The sequence below is a fragment of the Salmonella sp. SA14318 genome (assembly GCF_029866905.1).
Taxonomy (GTDB): Bacteria; Pseudomonadota; Gammaproteobacteria; order Enterobacterales; family Enterobacteriaceae; genus Salmonella; species Salmonella enterica.
In genome coordinates this window covers 2,866,692-2,891,437 of the sequence record NZ_CP123282.1, presented here as the reverse complement: position 1 = coordinate 2,891,437, position 24,746 = coordinate 2,866,692, and the positions used below count along the sequence as shown (strand labels likewise).

The 24,746-nt window shown below is 51.3% G+C and carries 20 protein-coding genes and 1 pseudogene; 15 read left to right on the top strand and 6 right to left on the bottom strand.

The features are described 5' to 3' along the window. Positions 1 to 29: 29 nt before the first annotated feature. Positions 30 to 827 (bottom strand): pyruvate formate lyase 1-activating protein, encoded by a 798-nt coding sequence (gene pflA, locus QEN32_RS13935; RefSeq protein ID WP_000067928.1) that lies wholly within the window; start codon positions 825 to 827, stop codon positions 30 to 32. Positions 828 to 945: 118 nt separating this feature from the next. After that, positions 946 to 1,226, bottom strand: a pseudogene (locus QEN32_RS13930) (cytoplasmic protein). A gap of 187 nt (positions 1,227 to 1,413) precedes the next feature. On the opposite strand from QEN32_RS13930, the gene sopD2 reads away from it, so the two are divergent. Next, positions 1,414 to 2,373, top strand: a complete 960-nt coding sequence (gene sopD2, locus QEN32_RS13925) for a type III secretion system effector SopD2 (RefSeq protein ID WP_265322336.1) — start codon at positions 1,414 to 1,416, stop codon at positions 2,371 to 2,373. 72 nt (positions 2,374 to 2,445) lie between these two features. On the opposite strand, the gene pflB is transcribed toward sopD2, so the two are convergent. From pflB to ycaO, 3 genes are all read right to left on the bottom strand, one after another. Beyond that, complete coding sequence (gene pflB / locus QEN32_RS13920) at positions 2,446 to 4,728, bottom strand: formate C-acetyltransferase (protein ID WP_001292799.1); 2,283 nt, start codon at positions 4,726 to 4,728, stop codon at positions 2,446 to 2,448. A gap of 59 nt (positions 4,729 to 4,787) precedes the next feature. Then, the gene (focA, locus tag QEN32_RS13915; RefSeq protein ID WP_000642539.1) at positions 4,788 to 5,645 is read right to left on the bottom strand and encodes a formate transporter FocA; all 858 of its coding nucleotides are present in this window, start codon (positions 5,643 to 5,645) and stop codon (positions 4,788 to 4,790) included. Between the two features lie 404 nt (positions 5,646 to 6,049). After that, entirely contained in the window at positions 6,050 to 7,810 is a 1,761-nt protein-coding gene (gene ycaO / locus QEN32_RS13910) for a 30S ribosomal protein S12 methylthiotransferase accessory factor YcaO (protein WP_265322335.1), read from the bottom strand. A 136-nt stretch (positions 7,811 to 7,946) separates the two neighbouring features. Between ycaO and QEN32_RS13905 the strand changes: the two genes are divergently transcribed. The 14 genes from QEN32_RS13905 (at position 7,947) to QEN32_RS13840 (ending at position 23,864) form a co-directional block, all read left to right on the top strand. Further along, entirely contained in the window at positions 7,947 to 8,639 is a 693-nt protein-coding gene (locus tag QEN32_RS13905) for a DUF421 domain-containing protein (protein ID WP_265322334.1), read from the top strand. A 185-nt stretch (positions 8,640 to 8,824) separates the two neighbouring features. Continuing rightward, entirely contained in the window at positions 8,825 to 9,913 is a 1,089-nt protein-coding gene (gene serC, locus QEN32_RS13900; protein WP_000079590.1) for a 3-phosphoserine/phosphohydroxythreonine transaminase, read from the top strand. A 70-nt stretch (positions 9,914 to 9,983) separates the two neighbouring features. Further along, positions 9,984 to 11,267, top strand: coding sequence for a 3-phosphoshikimate 1-carboxyvinyltransferase (gene aroA / locus QEN32_RS13895; protein WP_023207375.1), 1,284 nt, complete (start codon positions 9,984 to 9,986; stop codon positions 11,265 to 11,267). Between the two features lie 142 nt (positions 11,268 to 11,409). Continuing rightward, positions 11,410 to 12,171, top strand: a complete 762-nt coding sequence (locus tag QEN32_RS13890; RefSeq protein ID WP_000792301.1) for a M48 family metallopeptidase — start codon at positions 11,410 to 11,412, stop codon at positions 12,169 to 12,171. 172 nt (positions 12,172 to 12,343) lie between these two features. Continuing rightward, positions 12,344 to 13,027, top strand: a complete 684-nt coding sequence (gene cmk, locus QEN32_RS13885) for a (d)CMP kinase (RefSeq protein WP_000125007.1) — start codon at positions 12,344 to 12,346, stop codon at positions 13,025 to 13,027. Between the two features lie 113 nt (positions 13,028 to 13,140). Further along, positions 13,141 to 14,814, top strand: coding sequence for a 30S ribosomal protein S1 (gene rpsA, locus QEN32_RS13880; protein WP_000140324.1), 1,674 nt, complete (start codon positions 13,141 to 13,143; stop codon positions 14,812 to 14,814). 155 nt (positions 14,815 to 14,969) lie between these two features. After that, the gene (gene ihfB, locus QEN32_RS13875; RefSeq protein WP_000167332.1) at positions 14,970 to 15,254 is read left to right on the top strand and encodes an integration host factor subunit beta; all 285 of its coding nucleotides are present in this window, start codon (positions 14,970 to 14,972) and stop codon (positions 15,252 to 15,254) included. A gap of 229 nt (positions 15,255 to 15,483) precedes the next feature. Next, positions 15,484 to 17,748 (top strand): ComEC family protein, encoded by a 2,265-nt coding sequence (locus QEN32_RS13870; RefSeq protein WP_265322333.1) that lies wholly within the window; start codon positions 15,484 to 15,486, stop codon positions 17,746 to 17,748. 36 nt (positions 17,749 to 17,784) lie between these two features. Then, on the top strand, positions 17,785 to 19,533 hold the full coding sequence (msbA, locus tag QEN32_RS13865) for a lipid A ABC transporter ATP-binding protein/permease MsbA (protein ID WP_000551246.1): 1,749 nt from the start codon (positions 17,785 to 17,787) through the stop codon (positions 19,531 to 19,533). Then, complete coding sequence (lpxK, locus tag QEN32_RS13860) at positions 19,530 to 20,507, top strand: tetraacyldisaccharide 4'-kinase (RefSeq protein ID WP_000561681.1); 978 nt, start codon at positions 19,530 to 19,532, stop codon at positions 20,505 to 20,507. Before msbA ends, lpxK begins: the two co-directional genes overlap by 4 nt. Positions 20,508 to 20,550: 43 nt before the next feature. Beyond that, positions 20,551 to 21,783 (top strand): winged helix-turn-helix domain-containing protein, encoded by a 1,233-nt coding sequence (locus tag QEN32_RS13855; RefSeq protein ID WP_265322332.1) that lies wholly within the window; start codon positions 20,551 to 20,553, stop codon positions 21,781 to 21,783. Positions 21,784 to 21,834: 51 nt separating this feature from the next. Beyond that, positions 21,835 to 22,017: a protein YcaR gene (gene ycaR / locus QEN32_RS13850; protein ID WP_000350061.1), complete on the top strand. Its 183-nt coding sequence runs from the start codon at positions 21,835 to 21,837 to the stop codon at positions 22,015 to 22,017. Beyond that, the gene (kdsB, locus tag QEN32_RS13845; RefSeq protein WP_058821524.1) at positions 22,014 to 22,760 is read left to right on the top strand and encodes a 3-deoxy-manno-octulosonate cytidylyltransferase; all 747 of its coding nucleotides are present in this window, start codon (positions 22,014 to 22,016) and stop codon (positions 22,758 to 22,760) included. The genes ycaR and kdsB overlap by 4 nt, the downstream gene beginning before the upstream one ends. Before the next feature lie 210 nt (positions 22,761 to 22,970). Beyond that, positions 22,971 to 23,864: a YcbJ family phosphotransferase gene (locus QEN32_RS13840; protein WP_000436888.1), complete on the top strand. Its 894-nt coding sequence runs from the start codon at positions 22,971 to 22,973 to the stop codon at positions 23,862 to 23,864. Here QEN32_RS13840 and elyC read toward each other — a convergent pair. Beyond that, positions 23,844 to 24,620, bottom strand: coding sequence for an envelope biogenesis factor ElyC (gene elyC, locus QEN32_RS13835; protein WP_080201138.1), 777 nt, complete (start codon positions 24,618 to 24,620; stop codon positions 23,844 to 23,846). The two genes, QEN32_RS13840 and elyC, sit on opposite strands and share 21 nt — an antisense overlap. Positions 24,621 to 24,746: the final 126 nt, after the last annotated feature.

Genomic DNA, 24,746 nt, shown 5'->3' with positions numbered 1-24,746 from the left:
CGTTTAAAAGCGGGTAAGATAGCAGGCGATTAATACATTACTTTATGACCATACTGCTCAAGAATACCCTTTACACGCTCCATGGTCTCTTTTTTAGGCGGCTTCACGCCATCCAGTTTATATTCTTCGCCCATTGCCACCCATTTATGTTTGCCCAGCTCATGATAGGGCAGCAGTTCGATTTTTTCGACATTACCCATATCGCGGGTAAACTCACCCAGGCGATGCGCGGAATCATCGTCGTCAGACCAGCCGGGAACGACAACGTAACGGATCCAGACCTTCACATTTTTCTTTGATAAATACTGCGCAAATTCCAGCGTTCGGTGATTAGAGACACCGACCAGATTCTGGTGGATCTCATCATTCATCTGCTTGAGATCGAGCATCACCAGATCGGTAACGTCCAGCAGTTCATCAATCACCGGGTCATAACGGCGCACAAAGCCGTTGGTGTCGAGACAGGTGTGGATACCTTCTTTTTTACAGGCGCGAAACCAGTCGCGTACAAATTCTGCCTGCAAAATGGCCTCGCCGCCGGATGCCGTCACGCCGCCGCCAGAAGCATTCATAAAATGCCGATAGGTCACCACCTCTTTCATTAAGTCTTCAACGGTGATTTCTTTACCGCCATGCGTATCCCATGTGTCGCGGTTATGGCAATACAGGCAGCGCATCAGGCAGCCCTGGAAAAAGGTAATAAAGCGGATGCCTGGGCCATCAACGGTGCCACAGGATTCAAAGGAGTGAATGCGACCAATAACCGGCTTTTTATCAGCAGTTACTGCAACACTTTCATTTGTAATACAATCGGTTAAGTTACTCATATCGCTTCGGCTAGCTCTAAATAACATGGGGTTTATGGACACATTCCGGGCATGTTGAGCACCCTGGTAAGGGGGTTGCATCCTGTAAAAAAGCGGTACTGCGAGCGTAAATTTTGGACTACAGAATGTGTGGCTGTTCCAGAATGTGCTGCAATGGAGTTATTTTACCTCTATTCAGTATAAAATATACGGCAAATCTATGCTGCATAACTCGCACCGCCAGAAATTGTGGCTCATTCATCAGCCCGGTACCTCTGTTTAACGCCCGAACCGCAATACATACTGTAAGTGTATCATCCATAGCGTCCTGGTTTTGCTGTTTATGATCTGCCTCTTTTTTCAAAGGGTTGGCGCCGTTTTTTTGTAGTCAGTACGAAAATAATTCTCAACATAATTCAGATGTGTCCAAAGAACGTTATGCGCTGTACAGCGCCTGGCGTCGCATTCAACGTGTTATCAGGTGTAAATCTGATGTCATTTCTAAACCCAGGCTGATTCAATCTCTTAAATAGAGTGTGGTTTTAATCAAAAAATGAGAGCAACGGATTAAATTTTGCTTTTGCGGTAAATAATCAAGGGAGTTATTATGCCAGTTGCGTTAAGTTTTGGTAATCGTCATAACTATGAAGTTAATGCTTCACGGCTAGCCCGTTTGATGAGTCCTGATAAAGAAGAAGCGCTATACATGGGGTTATGGGATAGATTTAAGGACTACTTCAGAACACACAAAAAAAGAGAGGTGCTGGAGGTATTATATACACTCATCCATGGATGTGAACGTGAAAATCAAGCTGAACTTAATGTTGATACAATCGGCATGGAGAAGATATATGCCTTTGCACAATTAAAACAATATGCTAATCCATCTCAACAAGACCGCTTTGTTATGCGTTTTGATGTGAGTCAGACACAAGTTTTATTTGAGATTGATGGCAGGGTTATTGATAAATGTAATTTGCATCGTATCCTCAACGTTTCAGAAAACTGTATTTTTAAAGTGATGGAAGAAGATGAGGAAGAGTTGTTTTTTAAAGCATGTATTAAGTATGGAGAAAAAATTGCTTGCTATCCAGAATTATTAGAAAACTTTGCTTTTGACCTTAGGCAGAAAGTTAATGAGGATGATGAAATTAGGGATGAAGTTTATAAGCTTATGCGATCTGGAGAAAATCGAAAAATGGCATGTGTTGAATGGAATGGTACGCTTACTGAGGATGAGAAGAATAAACTACGTTGTCTTCAAATGGGGTCTTTTGAGATTTCTACCCAATTTTGTAAAATAGGTTACTGGGAATTAGAGGGAGAAGTCCTGTTTGATATGGTTCATCCAACACTTATCTATCTGCTACATGGATATATACCGTCATTGTCATGTGATTTTACAGAAGCTAACACCATGCTGTTTTCTGATGCATTAAATAAGGATTATGAGGAGTATCAAAATAATAAAAGAGAAATTGATGCTATTCTGAGAAGAATATATAGATCACATAATAACACTTTATTTATAAGTAAAAATTCTGGTTGTCGAAATATGCTTTTATAAAAATTAAAAAGGCCCCACTGACATGGAGCCTTTTTTTGTACGCTTTTTATGGCGTAATTTCAGTCAAACCCATTACATGGTCTGCGTGAAGGTACGAGTAATAACGTCCTGCTGCTGTTCTTTCGTCAGGGAGTTAAAACGTACTGCGTAACCAGATACACGGATGGTCAGCTGCGGATATTTTTCCGGATGTTCCATCGCGTCCAGCAGCATTTCACGGTTCATGACGTTGACGTTCAGGTGCTGACCGCCTTCGATGGACGCTTCGTGGTGGAAGTAACCATCCATCAGACCTGCCAGGTTAGTCTTACGAACTTCGTCGTCTTTACCCAGTGCGTTCGGAACGATAGAGAAGGTATAAGAAATACCATCTTTCGCGTAAGCAAACGGCAGTTTAGCAACGGAGGTCAGAGAAGCGACAGCGCCTTTCTGGTCACGACCGTGCATCGGGTTAGCACCTGGTCCGAACGGCGCGCCAGCGCGACGACCATCCGGGGTGTTACCGGTTTTCTTACCATACACAACGTTAGAAGTGATGGTCAGAACAGACTGCGTCGGGATAGCGCCACGGTAGGTGGTCAGTTTCTGAATTTTCTTCATGAAACGTTCTACCAGGTCAACCGCCATGTCATCTACACGAGCGTCGTTGTTACCAAACTGCGGGTATTCGCCTTCGATTTCGAAGTCGATAGCCAGCCCATCTTCGTCACGAATCGGTTTAACTTTCGCATATTTGATGGCAGACAGGGAGTCAGCCGCAACGGACAGACCTGCGATACCACACGCCATGGTGCGGATAACGTCACGGTCGTGCAACGCCATCAGAGAGGCTTCGTAGCTGTACTTGTCGTGCATGTAGTGGATAACGTTCAGCGCGGTGACATACTGTTTAGCCAGCCAGTCCATGAAGTGATCCATGCGATCCATCACTTCGTCGAAGTTCAGAACATCGCCTTTGATCGGTTCGGATTTCGGACCAACCTGCATTTTCAGTTTTTCATCAACGCCGCCGTTGATTGCGTACAGCATGGTTTTCGCCAGGTTTGCACGCGCACCGAAGAACTGCATTTGTTTACCAACGATCATCGGGCTTACGCAGCATGCGATAGCGTAGTCATCGTTGTTGAAGTCCGGACGCATCAGGTCATCGTTCTCGTACTGCAGAGAAGAGGTGTCGATGGAGACTTTAGCGGCGAATTTCTTGAAGTTCAGCGGCAGTTTTTCAGACCACAGAACGGTGATGTTCGGCTCCGGAGACGGCCCCATAGTGTACAGGGTGTTCAGGAAGCGGAAGCTGTTTTTGGTGACCAAAGTACGGCCATCAACGCCCATACCACCGATAGATTCAGTTGCCCAAATCGGGTCGCCGGAGAACAGTTCATCATATTCAGGAGTACGCAGGAAGCGAACCATACGCAGTTTCATGACCAGGTGGTCAATCATTTCCTGTGCGTCTTGCTCGGTGATTTTGCCTGCTTTCAGGTCACGTTCGATGTACGCATCCAGGAAGGTGGATACACGACCGAAGGACATTGCTGCGCCGTTCTGAGATTTAACCGCAGCCAGGTAACCGAAGTAAGTCCACTGGATTGCTTCCTGAGCGTTAGTCGCCGGACCAGAGATATCGCAGCCGTATTTAGCCGCCATTTCTTTGATCTGACCCAGAGCGCGGTGCTGTTCAGCGATTTCTTCACGCAGACGGATAGTCGCTTCCAGATTTACGCCGTTTTCCAGATCGGATTGCAGAGACGTAAACTGCGCGAATTTGTCTTTCATCAGGTAGTCGATACCGTACAGCGCTACGCGACGGTAGTCACCGATGATACGACCACGGCCATACGCATCCGGCAGACCGGTCAGAACGCCGGATTTACGGCAACGCAGGATGTCCGGAGTATAAACGTCGAATACGCCCTGGTTGTGGGTCTTACGGTATTCGGTGAAGATTTTTTTGATCATTGGGTCCAGCTCGCGATTGTACGCTTTGCAGGAACCTTCAACCATTTTGATGCCGCCGAACGGGATAATCGCACGCTTCAGCGGAGCTTCAGTCTGCAGACCAACAATTTTCTCAAGCGCTTTGTTGATGTAGCCAGCGTCGTGAGAAGTGATGGTGGAAGCAACGGAGGTGTCAAAGTCAACAGGCGCGTGAGTGCGGTTTTCCTGTTTAACGCCTTCCATTACGCTGTCCCACAGCTTGGTGGTCGCGTCAGTAGCGCCAGCCAGGAAGGACTCGTCACCCTCATACGGAGTGTAGTTTTTCTGAATGAAGTCACGGACGTTTACTTCATTCTGCCAGTCACCTTTGGTAAAACCTTCCCAGGCTGTGGCTAACTTTTCATTAAGCTCGGACATGTAACACCTACCTTCTTAAGTGGATTTTTTATTTACTGCGTGTAATGGGCATCAACAGATTAATGATGCTCGTTACCACGCAGGTAAATGACCCAGTATGTCAACCCGACCAACAAACCGCCGCCGATAATATTACCGATCGTGACCGGAATCAGGTTATCAGTGATGAAGCTCATCACGGTCAGGTGAGAAAAACTTTCCGGAGACGAACCAACCGCGGTCCAAAACTCCGGTGTAGCAAAATCGCGTATTACAATACCCATAGGAATCATAAACATGTTTGCGATACTGTGCTCAAAACCGCTGGCGACAAACATGGCGACGGGCAGTACCATGATGAACGCTTTGTCCATCAGGCTACGACCTGAGTAGCTCATCCACACGGCCAGACAAACCATCAGGTTCGCCAGAATACCGAGGCAGACAGCTTCAATAAAAGTGTGGTGCATTTTGTGGTCGGCGGTTTGCAGGACGTTAAGTCCCCATTGACCGTTGGCAGTCATATACTCGCCGGAAAGCCACATCAGTAACACGAAAAGCAGAGCGCCAATCAGGTTACCAAAATAGACGTTTAACCAGTTTTTAGCCAGTTGCCCCCAGGTGATGCGACCGCTAGCTTTAGCTACAACGATCAGAACAGTAGAGGTGAAAAGATCAGCGCCGCAAATAACACAGAGAATCAGTCCCAAAGAGAAACAGATACCCCCGATAAGTTTCGCCATACCATAAGGCATCGCGCCAGTACCGGTTGTCGCAGTAATATAAAAAACAAAGGCAATTGAAATGAATACGCCGGCGGTAATCGCCAGATAGAAAGTCTTAAGCGGATGTTTCGTTGCTTTATAGACGCCTGCTTCTTCAGCCACTTTGGCCATTGCTGCAGGGAGTAAAAGGTCAAAAGGGTTGTCAGCTTTCACACTAACTCTCTCTTTATTAAGTCGGCGACGAGATACTAACAAAGCATTATAGATGAGAATTTGATATAGATCATATCTCGCCTGGCTTATAGGCCCGTAAGTCGCATGGCTTTTATGCAATTACGGTGTAACTTTTTGATTATCCTAATAAAAATAAATTTTAAAAATTATAAATAGAGTTGAATTTTTTCCTGGCTCCTCCTGCTGTACGGTTAATTAATATGGAGTAATCAACAAATAAAGTAACATCACTATGTCAATTAATTTAATGTCAACAACCAATATTTAACCTTGTTATTACATTTTTCGTCGTTTAGTGAAAATAAATAAAACGGGGCCGCAAAGGCGCCCCGTAATATAACGCAGCCGAGAGGGTAAACCTACCCTAAGTCACTCATATGGCCTTATTTTGACCAGTATGCCGCTTTCGCGCGCTGTAATTTATCATACGCTTTTAACAAGGACTGATGCGCCGGGAACGCTTGTAGATCGTGGTCGACAGCCGGTAGTCCATAAAAAGCCGCTTCACCACTAAGCGCAGCGCTGGCGGCTTCTACAGCCTCCGCGCCATACATTTTTATAAAAGCATTGAGATATTGCAGTGGCTGGCGCGCATCTTCTTGCGACAGGAGCAGCAGCGTTTGCAGGCAACGGTAATAGTTTGCGCGTGCCGGACTAAAGACCGACGAATTGAACTCCATCGTCCATTCTGTCCAGATTAGCGCCTGCTCCAAATCGCCGCCCGCTAACGCTAACATTGCTTTTAATTCGCCGACGCGCAGTGTATACCAACCATTGTCCGCTCCGGTCGCCAGACCCAACAGCTCACGCACGCGGGTGAAATCGTCAAAACCTTCTTCATCCAATTGTTCAATCAGATTGAGATACTCTTCTTTATTCCAGACGCTACCGGGCAGCGAAAGCAGGGTCTCACGAAGATGGCTACCCATATTGTTGTTGGCCAGCCACAGATCTTCGGCAGGATAAATATCAGACATTCCCGGTACGATAATACGACAGGCGTATACGCCGAGATGCTCGTAATCGGCAATGTAAACTTCTTTATCTTCAGCAGCAAAGATGGCCATCAGCGTGGCGAATTCTTCTTCGGTAGTGCCGGAAAAACTCCAGTCCGTGAACGGGTAATCGGCGTCCTGTTTGAACAGATCCCAGGAAATCAGGCCGCTGGAGTCGATGAAGTGGGTCTCCAGATTAGTGTGCTCCGCGACTTCTTCATCATCGAACGTTGGCGGCGTGAAGACATCAAGATCTTTCAGACCGCGTCCCTGGAGTAGCTCGGTCACTGTACGTTCCAGCGCAACGCCAAAGTCAGGATGCGCGCCAAAAGAAGCAAAGCAGGTACCGTTAGCCGGGTTGAACAGCACGACGCAGATAACCGGATACTTACCGCCCAGCGAGCCGTCATAGGCGAAAATCGGGAAACCCTCGGCTTCCAGCGTGGCGATTGACTCCATTACCGCCGGATAACGCGCCATCACCTCTGCGGGAATCTCCGGCAGACTGATACTTTCCGCAATGATGCGATTTTTCACATAACGCTCGAAGACTTCCGACAGTCCCTGAACGCGGGCTTCATTACGCGTATTGCCGGCGGACATTCCGTTAGAGACGTACAGGTTGCCGATGATATTCATCGGAATATACACGGTCTGGTTATCAGATTGACGGGTAAACGGCAGGCCGCAGACGCCACGATCTTCATTACCGGATTGCAGGTCGATAAGCATGCTTCCGGTTAATTCGTTCTCTGGATCGTAAAACGCGCGCAGACGGGCATCAAGCAAGCCTTCCGGTACGTCGTCATTTTCAGTCAGCGGGAACCACTTTTCGTTCGGATAATGCACGAATGGCCCGTTGGCGATCGTTTCGCCAAGCCAGAAATCAGCAAAAAAGTAGTTGGTTGACAGACGCTCGAAGTATTCGCCCAGCGCCGAGGCCAGCGCCGCTTTTTTGGTCGCGCCTTTTCCGTTGGTAAAGCATAACGCGCACTCTTTATCGCGAATATGCACTGACCAGACGTTTGGCACCGGGTTCAGCCAGGAGGCCTCTTCGATGTGAAAGCCGAGGTCGAGTAACTTTTGCTGGAAGCGGGCGATGGAGTCTTCCAGCGCGGCGTCTTTGCCGGGAATAAATGTTTGCGTCATGAAAATCACTTTTGTCGTACGGAAAGCGCGCAATGATACGGGTTTTATGTGACGGGCGCTATCTCGCCGGGACATCGGCGGAAATAAAAGTATTGGCTATGCTTTTACACTGGAATTCACAGGAAGAGCATAAAAAATGAAAGCATTTGATTTGCAACGAATGGCGCTGGATAACGTGCCGGTAGCGTTTTTGGGGGAAGTGGCGCTGCGTAGCTTTTACACCTTTGTTCTGGTGTTTCTTTTCTTAAAGGTGACAGGACGACGCGGCGTACGGCAAATGTCGCTTTTTGAAGTGCTGATCATTTTGACATTGGGATCGGCGGCAGGCGACGTCGCGTTTTATGATGACGTTCCGATGCTCCCTGTTCTGGTGGTATTCATCACCCTGGCGCTGCTCTATCGCCTGGTCATGTGGCTGATGGCGCATAGTGAAAAGTTGGAAGATCTGCTGGAAGGCAAGTCGGTGGTCATTGTTGAAGACGGCGAACTGGCGTGGGAAAAACTGCAGCGCTCGAACATGACGGAGTTTGAATTTTTTATGGAGCTTCGCTTGAATGGCGTTGAGCAACTGGGGCAGGTCAGACTGGCCATCCTGGAGACAAACGGACAAATCAGCGTCTATTTCTTTGAAAATAAAGACGTTAAGCCGGGGTTAAGCATTCTTCCTGAGCACTGTACGCCACGCTTTATCGTGGCGCCGGAGGCTGGCGACTATGCCTGCGTACGTTGCAGTGAAGTGATACGCATGAATGTCGGGGAAAAGCAATTATGTCCGCGCTGCGCAAATCCAGAATGGACGAAGGCAAGCCGGGCTAAACGCATTGTTTAACAGCGAAAATATCGGATTTATACGGTTAATCCGGAAGATTCTGTTGTGTGACGCATGCCGCATTTTCTCCTCGCATTGTTTTACCCATTGCGGCGCGTGTCACTGAATGATAAAACCGATATTCACATGAATAACGTTTGCCTGATGTCTGTCAGGCAGGAAACAATGCAGCGTGGTGAGGGGAAATGGCTCAGGTCTTTAATTTTAGTTCAGGTCCGGCGATGCTACCGGCGGAAGTACTTAAACTGGCGCAACAGGAACTGCGTGACTGGCACGGTCTTGGTACGTCGGTAATGGAAATTAGCCATCGAGGCAAAGAGTTTATCCAGGTCGCTGAAGAGGCGGAGCAGGATTTTCGCGATCTCCTTAATATCCCCTCCAACTATAAAGTTTTATTTTGTCACGGCGGCGGTCGCGGGCAGTTTGCTGGCGTGCCGCTCAATCTGCTGGGCGATAAAACCACGGCGGATTATGTCGATGCTGGTTACTGGGCGGCGAGCGCCATCAAAGAAGCCAAAAAATACTGTGCGCCGCAGATTATCGACGCCAAAATCACCGTTGACGGCAAACGTGCCGTAAAACCGATGCGCGAGTGGCAGCTTTCCGATAACGCCGCTTATTTACACTATTGCCCGAATGAGACCATTGACGGCATCGCCATCGATGAAACGCCTGATTTTGGTCCGGAGGTGGTCGTCACGGCGGACTTTTCTTCTACCATCCTGTCTGCGCCGCTGGATGTCTCTCGCTATGGCGTAATTTATGCTGGCGCGCAGAAGAATATCGGTCCGGCAGGACTGACGCTGGTTATCGTCCGGGAGGATCTGTTAGGCAAGGCGCATGAGAGCTGCCCGTCCATCCTCGACTACACCGTCCTGAATGATAACGACTCGATGTTTAATACGCCGCCGACTTTCGCCTGGTATCTTTCCGGTCTGGTGTTCAAATGGTTGAAAGCGCAGGGCGGCGTGGCGGCGATGCACAAAATCAATCAGCAAAAAGCGGAGTTGCTGTACGGTGTGATTGATAACAGCGATTTCTACCGTAACGATGTCGCACAGGCCAATCGTTCGCGGATGAATGTTCCGTTCCAGTTAGCGGACAATGCGCTGGACAAGGTCTTTCTGGAAGAGTCTTTCGCCGCCGGTCTGCACGCCTTAAAAGGGCACCGTGTTGTTGGCGGGATGCGCGCCTCTATCTATAACGCCATGCCGATTGAAGGGGTAAAAGCGCTAACCGATTTCATGATCGATTTTGAGCGTCGCCACGGCTAATACGTTTCTTTTTTCATCCCCACGGCCAGTCTGTGGGGTTTTTATTTCTGTTTTTTGAGAGTTGAGTTTCATGGAATCCCTGACGTTACAACCCATCGCGCGGGTCGATGGCGCCATTAATTTACCTGGCTCCAAAAGTGTTTCAAACCGTGCTTTGCTCCTGGCGGCTTTAGCTTGTGGTAAAACCGTTCTGACGAATCTGCTGGATAGCGATGACGTCCGCCATATGCTCAATGCCCTGAGCGCGTTGGGGATCAATTACACCCTTTCTGCCGATCGCACCCGCTGTGATATCACGGGTAATGGCGGCCCATTACGCGCGTCAGGCGCTCTGGAACTGTTTCTCGGTAATGCCGGAACCGCGATGCGTCCGTTAGCGGCAGCGCTATGTCTGGGGCAAAATGAGATAGTGTTAACCGGCGAACCGCGTATGAAAGAGCGTCCGATAGGCCATCTGGTCGATTCGCTGCGTCAGGGCGGGGCGAATATTGATTACCTGGAGCAGGAAAACTATCCGCCCCTGCGTCTGCGCGGCGGTTTTACCGGCGGCGACATTGAGGTTGATGGTAGCGTTTCCAGCCAGTTCCTGACCGCTCTGCTGATGACGGCGCCGCTGGCGCCTGAAGACACAACTATTCGCGTTAAAGGCGAACTGGTATCAAAACCTTACATCGATATCACGCTAAATTTAATGAAAACCTTTGGCGTGGAGATAACGAACCATCACTACCAACAATTTGTCGTGAAGGGCGGTCAACAGTATCACTCTCCGGGTCGCTATCTGGTCGAGGGCGATGCCTCGTCAGCGTCCTATTTTCTCGCCGCCGGGGCGATAAAAGGCGGCACGGTAAAAGTGACCGGAATTGGCCGCAAAAGTATGCAGGGCGATATTCGTTTTGCCGATGTGCTGGAGAAAATGGGCGCGACCATTACCTGGGGCGATGATTTTATTGCCTGCACGCGCGGCGAATTGCACGCCATAGATATGGATATGAACCATATTCCGGATGCGGCGATGACGATTGCCACTACGGCGCTGTTTGCGAAAGGAACCACGACGTTGCGCAATATTTATAACTGGCGAGTGAAAGAAACCGATCGCCTGTTCGCGATGGCGACCGAGCTACGTAAAGTGGGCGCTGAAGTCGAAGAAGGGCACGACTATATTCGTATCACGCCGCCGGCGAAGCTCCAACACGCGGATATTGGCACGTACAACGACCACCGTATGGCGATGTGTTTCTCACTGGTCGCACTGTCCGATACGCCAGTCACGATCCTGGACCCTAAATGTACCGCAAAAACGTTCCCTGATTATTTCGAACAACTGGCGCGAATGAGTACGCCTGCCTAAGTCTTCTGTTGCGCCAGTCGACGGGCTGGCGCGCCGAGTCCGTATTCGCACTATTTTTATAATTATGACTAATGCTAATTTGTTGATGATTTAACACATTGATTTATGTGTTTTTTATAATAGTTATCAACGGAAGATTAGTATGAAAAATAAATCATTATTACTGGCGGTGGCGATTTCCGCTACGCTACTGGCAGGATGTAAAAATGGCGTGAATGGCAATTTAATCGCCAGTTCCGGCATGTCAGCCTACAAAGCCGCCACACTGTCCGATGCGGATGTTAAAGCATTATCTAATAATGCCTGTAAACAAATGGACAGCGAGAATCAACTGGCAGGTTCGAAAAGCAAATACACCAAACGTCTGAGCAAAATCGCCAAAGCGCTGGGTAACAACATTGACGGTACGCCGGTTAGCTATAAAGTCTATATGACCAGCGATATCAACGCATGGGCGATGGCGAACGGTTGCGTTCGCGTATACTCCGGCCTGATGGATCTGATGACCGATAATGAAATTGAAGGCGTACTGGGCCATGAACTGGGCCATGTCTCTTTAGGGCACTCCCGCAAGGCAATGCAGACCGCCTATGCCACGCTGGCGGCTCGCGATGCGATTTCCGCCACCAGCGGCGTCGCAGCGCAGCTTTCCCAGTCTCAATTGGGCGATCTGGCGGAAGGCGTCATCAATTCGGCGTTTTCTCGCAGTCAGGAGTCGGATGCGGATGACTTCTCTTACGATCTGCTGAAAAAACGCGGGATTAACACCCAGGGCTTAGTCACGGCATTCGATAAATTCGCCACAATGGACGCAGGTCATGCAAAATCATTGATGGACTCCCACCCGGCCTCAGCCGATCGCGCGCAGCATATGCGCGACAGAATTGCCGAAGATAAAAAGTAAATCATTGTCATCTTTCGGGCTGGTTTCTCGCCGGCCCGCTATAATTGCGCAATTATTCCGCATCTGATTACAGACAAAACTGGTTTTTGCACGCAACGTTAACGGTCGCGAGCGTTGGCGCGTATAATGCGCGGCGTTTACGTTAACGGTACGCCTGTTTAAGGAGATAAAGATGACGGCAATTGCCCCGGTAATAACCATTGATGGCCCAAGCGGTGCAGGTAAAGGCACCTTGTGCAAAGCAATGGCGGAAGCATTGCAATGGCATCTGCTGGATTCCGGCGCGATATACCGCGTACTGGCGCTGGCGGCATTGCACCACCATGTCGATCTCGCCTCTGAAGATGCGCTGGTGCCGCTGGCGTCCCATCTGGACGTGCGTTTCGTCTCAACGGACGGCAACCTGGAAGTTATCCTGGAAGGCGAGGACGTTAGCGGCGAAATTCGTACGCAGGAAGTCGCGAACGCGGCATCCCAGGTGGCGGCATTCCCACGCGTGCGTGAAGCGCTTCTTCGCCGCCAACGCGCATTCCGCGAAGCGCCTGGTTTAATCGCCGATGGACGCGATATGGGGACCGTGGTCTTCCCGGATGCGCCGGTAAAAATTTTCCTTGACGCCTCCTCGGAGGAACGTGCGCATCGACGTATGCTACAGTTGCAGGAGAATGGCTTTAGTGTTAACTTTGAACGCCTTTTGGCCGAGATCAAGGAACGCGACGATCGCGATCGTAATCGCGCTGTAGCGCCGTTAGTTCCTGCTGCTGATGCATTAGTTTTGGATTCTACCCGATTAAGCATTGAGCAAGTGATTGAAAAAGCGTTACAATATGCGCGCCAAAAATTGGCTCTCGCTTAAATGCGACCGAATTTGTAGTACCCCCGTTGCAAAGGATTGACAGCGGGTATGTTAAACAACCCCATCCGGCACGGAGCCAGGTGGACGTTAAATATGAAACCTGAAGATTAAACATGACTGAATCTTTTGCTCAACTCTTTGAAGAATCCTTAAAAGAAATCGAAACCCGCCCGGGTTCCATCGTTCGTGGTGTTGTTGTTGCTATTGACAAAGACGTAGTACTGGTTGACGCCGGTCTGAAATCTGAGTCTGCCATTCCGGCTGAGCAGTTCAAAAACGCCCAGGGCGAACTGGAAATCCAGGTTGGTGACGAAGTTGACGTTGCTCTGGATGCAGTAGAAGACGGCTTCGGTGAAACTCTGCTCTCTCGTGAGAAAGCTAAACGTCACGAAGCATGGATCACGCTGGAAAAAGCTTACGAAGATGCTGAAACTGTTACCGGTGTTATCAACGGCAAAGTTAAGGGTGGCTTCACTGTTGAGCTGAACGGTATTCGCGCGTTCCTGCCAGGTTCTCTGGTAGACGTTCGTCCGGTGCGTGACACTCTGCACCTGGAAGGCAAAGAGCTTGAATTCAAAGTAATCAAGCTGGACCAGAAACGTAACAACGTTGTGGTTTCTCGTCGTGCCGTTATCGAATCCGAAAACAGCGCAGAACGCGATCAGCTGCTGGAAAACCTGCAGGAAGGCATGGAAGTTAAAGGTATCGTTAAGAACCTCACTGACTACGGTGCATTCGTTGATCTGGGCGGCGTTGACGGCCTGCTGCACATCACTGATATGGCCTGGAAACGCGTTAAGCATCCGAGCGAAATCGTGAACGTTGGCGACGAAATCAACGTGAAAGTGCTGAAATTCGACCGCGAGCGTACCCGTGTATCTCTGGGCCTGAAACAGCTGGGCGAAGATCCGTGGGTTGCTATCGCTAAACGTTATCCGGAAGGTACCAAACTGACCGGTCGCGTGACCAACCTGACCGACTACGGCTGCTTCGTTGAAATCGAAGAAGGCGTTGAAGGCCTGGTTCACGTTTCCGAAATGGACTGGACCAACAAAAACATCCACCCGTCCAAAGTGGTTAACGTTGGCGACGTAGTGGAAGTGATGGTTCTGGATATCGACGAAGAACGTCGTCGTATCTCCTTAGGGTTGAAGCAGTGCAAATCTAACCCGTGGCAGCAGTTCGCAGAAACCCACAACAAGGGCGACCGCGTTGAAGGTAAAATCAAGTCTATCACTGACTTCGGTATCTTCATCGGCCTGGACGGCGGCATCGACGGCCTGGTTCACCTGTCTGACATCTCCTGGAACGTTGCAGGCGAAGAAGCAGTTCGTGAATACAAAAAAGGCGACGAAATCGCTGCAGTTGTTCTGCAGGTTGACGCAGAACGTGAACGTATCTCCCTGGGCGTTAAACAGCTCGCAGAAGATCCGTTCAACAACTGGGTTGCTCTGAACAAGAAAGGCGCTATCGTAACCGGTAAAGTCACTGCAGTTGACGCGAAAGGCGCAACCGTAGAACTGGCTGACGGCGTTGAAGGTTACCTGCGTGCTTCTGAAGCATCCCGTGACCGCGTTGAAGATGCGACTCTGGTTCTGAGCGTTGGCGACGACGTTGAAGCTAAATTCACCGGCGTTGATCGTAAAAACCGCGCAATCAGCCTGTCTGTTCGTGCGAAAGACGAAGCTGACGAGAAAGATGCCATCGCAACTGTTAACAAACAGGAAGATGCAAACTTCTCTAACAACGCAATGGCTGAAGCATTCAAAGCAGCTAAAGGCGAGTAATCCTCTGAAACTTCGGGCCTTTTAGTCCGAAGTATAACGAGATTACTTGACAGATTGCAGGTTTCGGCCTGTAATCAAGCACTAAGGGCGGCTACGGCCGCCCTTAATCAATCTCACGGCTGCAGCCAATTTGCCTTTAAGGAACCGGAGGAATTATGACCAAGTCAGAATTGATTGAAAGACTTGCAACCCAGCAATCTCACATTCCCGCTAAGGCGGTTGAAGACGCGGTAAAAGAGATGCTGGAGCATATGGCCTCGACTCTTGCGCAGGGCGAGCGTATTGAAATCCGCGGTTTCGGCAGTTTTTCTTTGCATTACCGCGCGCCTCGTACCGGACGTAACCCCAAGACCGGCGATAAAGTGGAACTGGAAGGAAAATACGTTCCTCACTTTAAACCGGGTAAAGAACTGCGCGATCGCGCCAATATTTACGGTTAAGTTTTAACGCAAAACTTGAACCCGAAAAAAGCACCGTCAGGGTGCTTTTTTCATTTATACGCCGTCAGGCGCAAACGCTATTCGACCGAAAACTGGAAAACGTTTCGCATTTTTTGCTGCGTCTTACATTTATCAGGTAAAAAACCTGGAATCCGCGCCGTATAGCACAAAATCCCCTCCAGACAATGGCGTCCTGAACCTGCACACTTTCCCGCACAGGGAGGTGTCTATGAAGATAACGACGGTCAGCGTATGCGTAGTATGCGGAATACTTCCGCTCATGATATTGCCAGTATTACCTGACACGTGGATTCTCGCGGTGCTGTTTTGTCTGTCATGTTTGCTTTGCCTCATACCCCATCACTATGCGCGCTACGCGGCATTAACTTTGCTCTTTTTCATGTGGGGGATATTTGCCGCCAGGCAGGCCATCTGGGCGGGAAACGTCCTGCCCGCCGCGACGCAGGAGGCGACAGTCGTCATTACTGCCACCGATCATATGACCACTCATTATGGGCGAATCACCCATTTGCGCGGAAAGCCGCTCTTTCCTGCTGTAGGGATTGTCCTGCATGGCCAGTACTTACCCACGGAAGTGTGTGCCGGACAACAGTGGGCGATGACGCTGAAGGTCAGAGCGGTACACGGACAGCTTAACGAAGGCGGTTTTGATAGCCAACGTTACGCGCTGGCGCAGCATCAACCGTTGACCGGGCGTTTTCTACAGGCTAAAGCGATTAACCCTGAGTGTAGCTTTCGAGGGCGCTATCTTGCTTCGCTTCGCGCTACGCTTGCGCCTTATCCGTGGCAGCAGGTTATTCTGGCGTTGGGAATGGGGGAGCGGGGAGCGGTGTCGCAGGAGGTGAAGGCCGTTATGCGCGATACGGGGACGGCCCATTTGATGGCGATTTCCGGCCTGCATATCGCTTTTGCCGCGTTATTGGCTGCCGGATTAATCCGTGGCGGACAATTCTTTTTGCCGGTCAGATGGATTCGTTGGCAGACGCCATTGCTGGGCGGCATTCTTTGCGCGATATGTTATGCCTGGCTTACCGGCTTACAACCGCCTGCGCTGCGCACGGTGGCGGCACTGAGCGTCTGGGGAGGATTAAAATTAAGCGGACGACAGTGGAGCGGCTGGCAAGTCTGGTGCTGCTGTCTGGCCGCGATTATTTTCGCCGATCCTGTGGCGGTTATATCACAAAGTCTTTGGCTGTCAGCATTTGCGGTTGCCGGCCTGTTATTCTGGTATCAGTGGTTTCCTGCGCCAAACGGAAATTTTCCACGGGGCTTACGCTGGTTGCTTAACCTGCTTCACCTACAGGCAGGCATTACACTTCTGCTTTTGCCTCTCCAGGTGGCGCTTTTTCATGGCATAAGCGTTACCGCAATGCTGGCGAATCTTTTTGCCGTACCCTGGGTCACATTTGTGACGGTTCCACTCATCCTGGCGGGAATGATTCTGCATTTAACCGGGCCGTTTTTTCTTGAAGAGTGGGTATGGTACCTGACCGATCGCGCGTTAGCCGCGCTATTTTACCTGTTGAATGCTTTACCGCAGGGCTGGGTGAATATTGATAACCGTTGGCAGTGGCTGACGCTTTTACCCTGGCTAACGCTTATCGCGTGGCGATTAAACGTCTGGCGTACCTGGCCGGCGGTCTGTTTATGCGGGTTATTGTTGATGAGCTGGCCACTCTGGCGGCCGATAAACGCCAGCGGATGGCAGGTGCATATGCTGGATGTCGGTCAGGGGCTGGCGATAGCGATCGTCAGGGGCGATAAAGTAATACTCTACGATACCGGTCGGGCATGGCCGGAGGGCGACAGCGGGCAACAGGTTATTATTCCCTGGTTGCGCTGGCATAATCTGACGCCGGAGGGCGTTATTTTGAGTCATGAGCATCTGGATCATCGGGGCGGGCTGCGTTCGCTACAGCAGGTCTGGCCGTCAATGTGGATTCGCAGCCCGTTAGGCTGGCAGGGACATTTGCCCTGTTTTCGCGGCGAGCAGTGGCAATGGCAGGGGCTAACGTTTCAGGCGCACTGGCCGTTACGCGAAAGTGCCGATCGAGGAAATAACCGCTCCTGTGTGGTCAAAGTAGATGATGGCGTACATAGCATCCTGCTCACGGGCGATATTGAAGCGGGCGCTGAACAAAAAATGCTAAGTCGTTACTGGCGACATCTTGCGGCGACGTTTATCCAGGTGCCGCATCATGGTAGTAATACGTCGTCGTCGCTACCATTTATTCAGCGCGTACATGGTGAAGCGGCGCTGGCGTCCGCATCGCGCTATAACGCATGGCGACTGCCGTCCCGCAAGGTAAAACAGCGCTACCAGCAACAGGCGTATCAGTGGTTTGATACACCCCACCAGGGGCAAATTTCGCTGCGGTTTTCTCCGCAGGGCTGGCGCATACAAGGCCTACGGGATCAAATTTTACCTCGCTGGTATCATCAGTGGTTTGGCGTGTCCGAGGATAACGGGTAGAATATGCGGCTATTTCAACAAATGCTGGTTTTTTGAATGCATAACGATAAAGATCTCTCTACGTGGCAGACCTTCCGCCGACTGTGGCCAACCATAGCGCCTTTTAAAGCAGGTCTGATCGTGGCGGGCATAGCGTTAATTCTCAACGCAGCCAGCGATACCTTCATGCTATCGCTCCTCAAGCCATTACTGGATGATGGTTTCGGTAAAACGGATCGCTCAGTGTTGCTGTGGATGCCGCTGGTGGTTATTGGGCTGATGATATTACGAGGCATCACTAGCTATATCTCCAGCTACTGTATTTCATGGGTGTCAGGCAAGGTGGTAATGACCATGCGCCGTCGCCTGTTTGGCCATATGATGGGAATGCCCGTCGCCTTCTTTGATAAACAGTCTACCGGTACGCTGCTGTCGCGTATTACATACGATTCAGAACAGGTTGCCTCTTCTTCATCTGGCGCACTGATTACCGTGGTGCGTGAAGGGGCATCGATCATCGGATTGTTTATCATGATGTTCTATTACAGCTGGCAGCTGTCGATCATCCTGGTTGTTTTAGCGCCGATTGTGTCGATTGCGATTCGCGTTGTCTCAAAGCGGTTCCGCAGCATCAGTAAAAATATGCAGAACACGATGGGACAAGTGACTACCAGCGCTGAACAAATGCTGAAAGGACACAAAGAGGTACTGATTTTTGGCGGTCAGGAAGTCGAAACTAAACGCTTTGATAAAGTCAGCAATAAGATGCGACTGCAAGGCATGAAAATGGTCTCTGCCTCGTCAATTTCCGATCCTATCATTCAGCTCATTGCCTCGCTGGCGCTGGCGTTTGTCCTCTATGCTGCGAGCTTCCCAAGCGTAATGGATAGCCTGACGGCAGGGACCATCACCGTGGTGTTCTCCTCCATGATCGCGCTGATGCGTCCATTAAAATCGCTGACAAACGTTAACGCGCAGTTCCAGCGTGGGATGGCGGCTTGTCAGACGTTGTTTGCGATTCTGGACAGCGAACAGGAGAAAGATGAAGGTAAACGTGTCATTGACCGCGCGACCGGCGATCTCGAATTCCGCAATGTGACGTTTACTTACCCGGGCCGTGAAGTGCCGGCATTGCGTAACATCAATTTGAAAATTCCTGCCGGGAAAACCGTGGCGCTGGTGGGGCGTTCCGGATCGGGTAAATCAACTATCGCCAGTCTGATCACCCGTTTCTACGATATTGATGAAGGACACATCCTGATGGATGGTCACGATCTACGCGAATACACTCTGGCCTCTCTACGTAATCAGGTGGCGCTGGTTTCGCAAAACGTGCATCTGTTTAACGATACGGTCGCCAATAACATTGCTTATGCCCGGACGGAAGAATATAGCCGCGAGCAGATTGAAGAGGCGGCGCGCATGGCCTATGCCATGGACTTTATCAACAAGATGGATAATGGCCTGGATACCATCATCGGCGAAAACGGCGTACTGCTTTCCGGCGGTCAGCGCCAGCGTATCGCGATTGCCCGCGCCTTACTGCGCGACAGCCCGATTCTGATCCTTGATGAAGCTACGTCCGCGCTGGATACCGAATCTGAACGTGCGATTCAGGCCGCGTTGGATGAGCTGCAGAAAAACCGTACCTCTCTGGTGATTGCACACCGTCTCTCCACCATCGAACAGGCGGATGAGATCGTTGTGGTCGAAGACGGCATTATCGTTGAGCGCGGCACTCATAGCGAGCTGCTGGCGCAACACGGCGTTTACGCCCAGCTACATAAGATGCAATTTGGCCAATGATTGCGCGTATCTGGTCGGGTGAATCCCCGCTATGGCGGTTACTGTTGCCGCTCTCCTGGCTGTATGGCCTGGTGAGCGGGGCGATTCGTCTGAGCTATAAGCTTGGTTTTAAACGCGCCTGGCGAGCGCCGGTACCGGTGGTTGTGGTAGGGAATCTTACGGCTGGCGGTAACGGTAAAACCCCCGTAGTCATTTGGCTGGTGGAAAAGCTGCAACAGCGTGGCGTGCGCGTGGGGGTCGTTTCCCGCGGCTACGGCGGGAAAGCTGCCGCTTATCCGCTGCTCCTGACGCCGGAGACGACAACCGCAGAAGCGGGAGATGAACCGGTATTGATTTATCAACGGACCGGCGCGCCTGTCGCGGTAGCGCCTGAACGCGCCGCGGCGGTGAAAGCGATTCTGGCGGCGCATAATGTGCAGATTATTATCACCGACGATGGGTTGCAGCATTACCGACTCGCGCGAGATATTGAAATTGTGGTGATTGACGGCGTGCGCCGTTTTGGCAACGGCTGGTGGCTTCCTGCCGGTCCTATGCGCGAACGCGCCAGTCGCCTGAAAACCGTAGACGCCGCTATCGTGAATGGCGGCGTCGCCCGGGCGGGCGAAATCCCCATGCAGCTAGCGCCTGGACTGGCGGTGAACTTACGTACGGGAGCGCGTTGCGATGTGGCGCAACTGAGCAATATTGTGGCGATGGCGGGCATCGGTCATCCGCCGCGCTTTTTCGCCACGCTGGAAGCCTGTGGCGCGCATCCGCAAAAGTGCGTCCCGCTGGCCGATCATCAAACGCTCGCCCCTGCTGACGTTCAGGCGTTGGTCGGTGAAGGGCAGACCCTGGTAATGACGGAAAAAGACGCGGTGAAATGCCGTGCTTTTGCCGAAGATAACTGGTGGTTCTTACCGGTTGATGCGCGTTTGTCCGGTGAGCAGCCTGATAAGTTGCTTCAACATATCACCTCGCTGGTTCGCTAGCGTCCCCCAATGCAGCGGCAGTGATGAATTTATGGAGTCATGAATGTCATTGCCGTACCTTTCTCTTTCCCAGGCCCGTTGTCTTCACCTTGCTGCGCAGGGGCTATTGAAAAAGCCGCGCCGTAACGCGCTGCCTGGCGATGTTCTTGTCGCCATCTCACGCATGGCGTTGCTGCAAATTGATACCATCAATGTTGTCGCACGTAGCCCCTATCTGGTGCTGTTTAGCCGTCTCGGTTCGTACCCGCAGGCCTGGCTGGATGAGGCGCTGCGACGCGGCGAGTTAATGGAATACTGGGCGCATGAGGCCTGTTTCTTACCACGCCGCGACTTTAAACTTATCCGCCATCGTATGCTGTCGCCGGAAAAGATGGGCTGGAAATATCGCGCGGCATGGATGCATGAGCACGCGGAAGAAATAGAACAGCTAGTGCGGCATATTCAGGAGCACGGTCCAGTGCGTTCTGCCGATTTTGAACATGCGCGGAAAGGCGTCAGCGGCTGGTGGGAATGGAAACCACATAAACGCCACCTTGAGGGTTTATTTACCGCCGGAAAAGTCATGGTTGTTGAGCGGCGTAATTTTCAACGTGTCTATGATTTAACGCCCCGTGTGATGCCGCACTGGGATGATGAACGCGATGGACTGTCACAGCTGCAGGCGGAAAGCCTGATGCTGGATAATAGCGCGCGCAGTCTGGGGATTTTCCGTGAACAGTGGCTGGCGGATTACTACCGCCTGAAACGTCCTGACCTTAAGGGATGGCGGGAGAGCCGGGCGGAACAGCAGCAGATTATTCCGGTCGAGGTGGAAACGTTGGGGCGGATGTGGCTTCATGCCGATCTTCTTTCGCAGCTGGAACCGGCGCTGAATAACGCCTTAAAGGCGACCCATAGCGCAGTGCTGTCGCCTTTCGATCCTGTGGTATGGGATCGCAAGCGGGCAGCGCAGCTTTTCGGATTTAACTATCGGCTGGAATGTTATACGCCTGCGGCGAAGCGCCAGTACGGTTATTTTGTGCTGCCGCTATTATACCAGGGCCGTTTAGTCGGGCGAATGGATGCCAAAATGCACCGTAAAACGGGGGTGCTTGAGGTTATCTCGCTGTATCTGGAGGACGATATTCGCCCTGGCGTTAGTCTGCAAAAAGGAATCTGGCTGGCTATTAGCGCGTTTGCTGCCTGGCAACGGGCATCGCGCGTGACGCTGGGACAATGTCCGCCAGGCCTGTTTAGCGCCATGCGTCATGGCTGGGAAATAGACCCTGCACCCTAACCGATTATGTTAATATTGAAGGATTCACAATCCGGTCCATCTGGAGGAACTATGGATCATCGTCTGCTTGAAATCATCGCCTGCCCGGTATGTAACGGCAAACTCTGGTATAACCAGGAACAGCAAGAATTAATTTGCAAACTGGACAATCTCGCTTTCCCGTTACGCGACGGCATTCCTGTATTGCTGGAAAATGAAGCTCGCGCCCTGACATCTGATGAGAGTAAATCATGAGTTTCGTCGTCATCATTCCGGCCCGTTTTTCATCTACCCGACTGCCAGGCAAACCATTAGTGGATATTAATGGTAAGCCCATGATTGTTCATGTCCTGGAGCGGGCGCGCGAATCTGGCGCGGAACGCATTATTGTTGCCACCGATCATAAAGACGTGGCTCGTGCGGTAGAAGCGGCTGGCGGCGAAGTGTGCATGACGCGCGCCGATCACCAGTCCGGCACCGAACGGTTGGCGGAAGTGGTAGAGAAGTGCGGATTCAGCGACGATACCGTTATTGTGAACGTTCAGGGCGATGAGCCGATGATCCCGGCGGTTATTATTCGCCAGGTCGCGGAAAATCTGGCGCAGCGCCAGGTTGGCATGGCGACGCTGGCGGTGCCGATTCACAGCGCCGAAGAAGCGTTTAACCCGAATGCGGTAAAAGTCGTGCTGGATGCTGAAGGCTATGCGCTTTACTTTTCCCGGGCGACGATTCCCTGGGATCGCGACCGCTTTGCAAAAAGTCTGGAAACGGTAGGGGATACTTGCCTTCGTCACTTGGGCATTTATGGCTATCGCGCGGGATTTATCCGCCGTTACGTGAGCTGGCAACCCAGCCCGCTGGAACATATTGAAATGCTGGAGCAACTCCGTGTGCTGTGGTACGGCGAAAAAATTCATGTCGCCGTCGCCAAAGCGGTGCCCGGCACGGGCGTAGACACCGCCGACGACCTGGAGCGCGTACGCGCTGAAATGCGTTAACATGATCCTGTTCATGATCGTCTTAGACGGTCATGAACAGCGCGGTATGATAGCGCAAAGATGAATACTCACGTCTGCTCATCAGTGGCGGCTTTCTCGTACCGTTACGATTTTCCTCATTTTTCTTTTCTTCCCTTGATCTGATACGGGTGACATCTGTCCATACGACGCTCATTATTAAAGCAGTAGCACTAATGGGGGTAATCTGGAATGGAACAGTTGCGGGCCGAACTCAGTCATTTGTTGGGTGAAAAACTTAGCCGTATAGAGTGCGTGAATGAGAAAGCGGATTCCGCATTGTGGTCATTATATGACAGCCAGGGCATTCCGATGCCGCTGATGGCGCGAAGTTTTACCACTCCCGGCGTTGCGCAGCAACTGGCATGGAAAACCTCAATGCTGGCGCGTAGCGGTACGGTGAGGATGCCGGTAATCTATGGCGTATTGACGCATGAAGAGCATCCTGGTCCGGATGTGCTGCTACTGGAACGACTGCGCGGTGTGCCGGTCGAGGCGCCGGCGCGCACTCCGGAACGCTGGGAACAGCTAAAAGATCAGATTGTCGAAGGGCTGTTAGCCTGGCATCGGCAGGATAGCCGCGGTTGCGTTGGCGCCGTAGACCATACTCAGGAGAATATCTGGCCTTCCTGGTATCGTCAGCGGGTGGAGGTGCTGTGGACGACGCTAAATCAGTTCAGCAATACCGGCCTGACGATGCAGGACAAACGCATTCTGTTTCGTACCAGAGAATGTCTTCCTTCGTTATTTGAAGGGTTTAACGACAACTGCGTACTGGTGCATGGCAACTTCTGCCTGCGCAGTATGCTTAAAGACGCCCGTAGCGATCAGCTTCTGGCGATGGTCGGCCCCGGGCTGATGCTGTGGGCGCCGAGAGAGTTCGAACTGTTTCGCCTGATGGATAATCCATTGGCGGAGGGATTGCTTTGGCATTATCTGCAACGCGCGCCAGTGGCGGAGTCCTTCATCTGGCGGCGTTGGCTCTATGTGCTGTGGGACGAGGTTGCGCAATTGGTCAATACCGGACGTTTTAACCGTACCAATTTTGATCTGGCGGCGAAATCATTACTCCCCTGGCTTGCCTGATATGCCTTTCAGCCATTGCCAAAGTCGCCCTAATGTTTCATACCCAGCGCGATCGCTGTGCATCAGCCAGACCGGGGACGGAATTGCCCGCTCCCAGGGATTGAGCGGCGAATCGATCGCCAACTGATTCGCCGGCGCGGGAAGCGGATTCAGCCCGGCATGCTGAAAGAAAATCATCGCACGCGGCAAATGCGAGGCGGAGGTTACCAACAGGAAAGGGGCGTCGCCGATGGCCTGCTTAACGGCGGCGGCTTCTTCTTCCGTATCTTTTGGCTTATCCAGCGTAATAATATCGCTACGCGGTACGCCCAGCGACTGCGCCACCCGCGCACCGACTTCCGCCGTGCTTACCGTATTGGTTTTTGCTATGCCGCCGGTAAAAATCAGCCTGGCTCCCGGATTCGCGCGCCACAGCCGAATGCCTTCCGCCAGCCGCGGCAAGCTGTTGTTAATTAAATTAGAGCTCGGCGCCCACTGCGGGTTCCAGGTATAGCCGCCGCCGAGAACCACAATATATTCCACCTTTTGCGGACCCTGCCAGGTAGGGTAGCGGTTTTCTATCGGACGCAGCAAATGGTCAGAGACGGGTTGCAGGCTTAATAGCAATAGCGCCAGCCAACCTACGCTGATAAATACTTTTCCGATCTTCTGAAAGCGGCTAAACCAGAGCAGCGCCAGGCCGACGCCAATGATCAGCAACATCAGCGGAAGCGGCAATAACATACCGCCAATCACTTTCTTTAGCGTAAAAAGCATCCTTTTTGGTTCCTTTTTTAACCATATAGCGGAGGATTAACGCTGATATTACACCAGACAGGTTCATTCTGGCCGCGGCTGTGACAAAATAGCGGTTTTATCAGATAACGCCTGAGCCAGCCTGTG

Coding starts and splice junctions, on each gene's coding strand:
- pflA (WP_000067928.1), bottom strand. CDS start 827: ATGAGTAACTTAACCGATTGTATTACAAATGAAAGTGTTGCAGTAACT.
- sopD2 (WP_265322336.1), top strand. CDS start 1,414: ATGCCAGTTGCGTTAAGTTTTGGTAATCGTCATAACTATGAAGTTAAT.
- pflB (WP_001292799.1), bottom strand. CDS start 4,728: ATGTCCGAGCTTAATGAAAAGTTAGCCACAGCCTGGGAAGGTTTTACC.
- ycaO (WP_265322335.1), bottom strand. CDS start 7,810: ATGACGCAAACATTTATTCCCGGCAAAGACGCCGCGCTGGAAGACTCC.
- QEN32_RS13905 (WP_265322334.1), top strand. CDS start 7,947: ATGAAAGCATTTGATTTGCAACGAATGGCGCTGGATAACGTGCCGGTA.
- serC (WP_000079590.1), top strand. CDS start 8,825: ATGGCTCAGGTCTTTAATTTTAGTTCAGGTCCGGCGATGCTACCGGCG.
- aroA (WP_023207375.1), top strand. CDS start 9,984: ATGGAATCCCTGACGTTACAACCCATCGCGCGGGTCGATGGCGCCATT.
- QEN32_RS13890 (WP_000792301.1), top strand. CDS start 11,410: ATGAAAAATAAATCATTATTACTGGCGGTGGCGATTTCCGCTACGCTA.
- cmk (WP_000125007.1), top strand. CDS start 12,344: ATGACGGCAATTGCCCCGGTAATAACCATTGATGGCCCAAGCGGTGCA.
- rpsA (WP_000140324.1), top strand. CDS start 13,141: ATGACTGAATCTTTTGCTCAACTCTTTGAAGAATCCTTAAAAGAAATC.
- ihfB (WP_000167332.1), top strand. CDS start 14,970: ATGACCAAGTCAGAATTGATTGAAAGACTTGCAACCCAGCAATCTCAC.
- QEN32_RS13870 (WP_265322333.1), top strand. CDS start 15,484: ATGAAGATAACGACGGTCAGCGTATGCGTAGTATGCGGAATACTTCCG.
- msbA (WP_000551246.1), top strand. CDS start 17,785: ATGCATAACGATAAAGATCTCTCTACGTGGCAGACCTTCCGCCGACTG.
- lpxK (WP_000561681.1), top strand. CDS start 19,530: ATGATTGCGCGTATCTGGTCGGGTGAATCCCCGCTATGGCGGTTACTG.
- QEN32_RS13855 (WP_265322332.1), top strand. CDS start 20,551: ATGTCATTGCCGTACCTTTCTCTTTCCCAGGCCCGTTGTCTTCACCTT.
- ycaR (WP_000350061.1), top strand. CDS start 21,835: ATGGATCATCGTCTGCTTGAAATCATCGCCTGCCCGGTATGTAACGGC.
- kdsB (WP_058821524.1), top strand. CDS start 22,014: ATGAGTTTCGTCGTCATCATTCCGGCCCGTTTTTCATCTACCCGACTG.
- QEN32_RS13840 (WP_000436888.1), top strand. CDS start 22,971: ATGGAACAGTTGCGGGCCGAACTCAGTCATTTGTTGGGTGAAAAACTT.
- elyC (WP_080201138.1), bottom strand. CDS start 24,620: ATGCTTTTTACGCTAAAGAAAGTGATTGGCGGTATGTTATTGCCGCTT.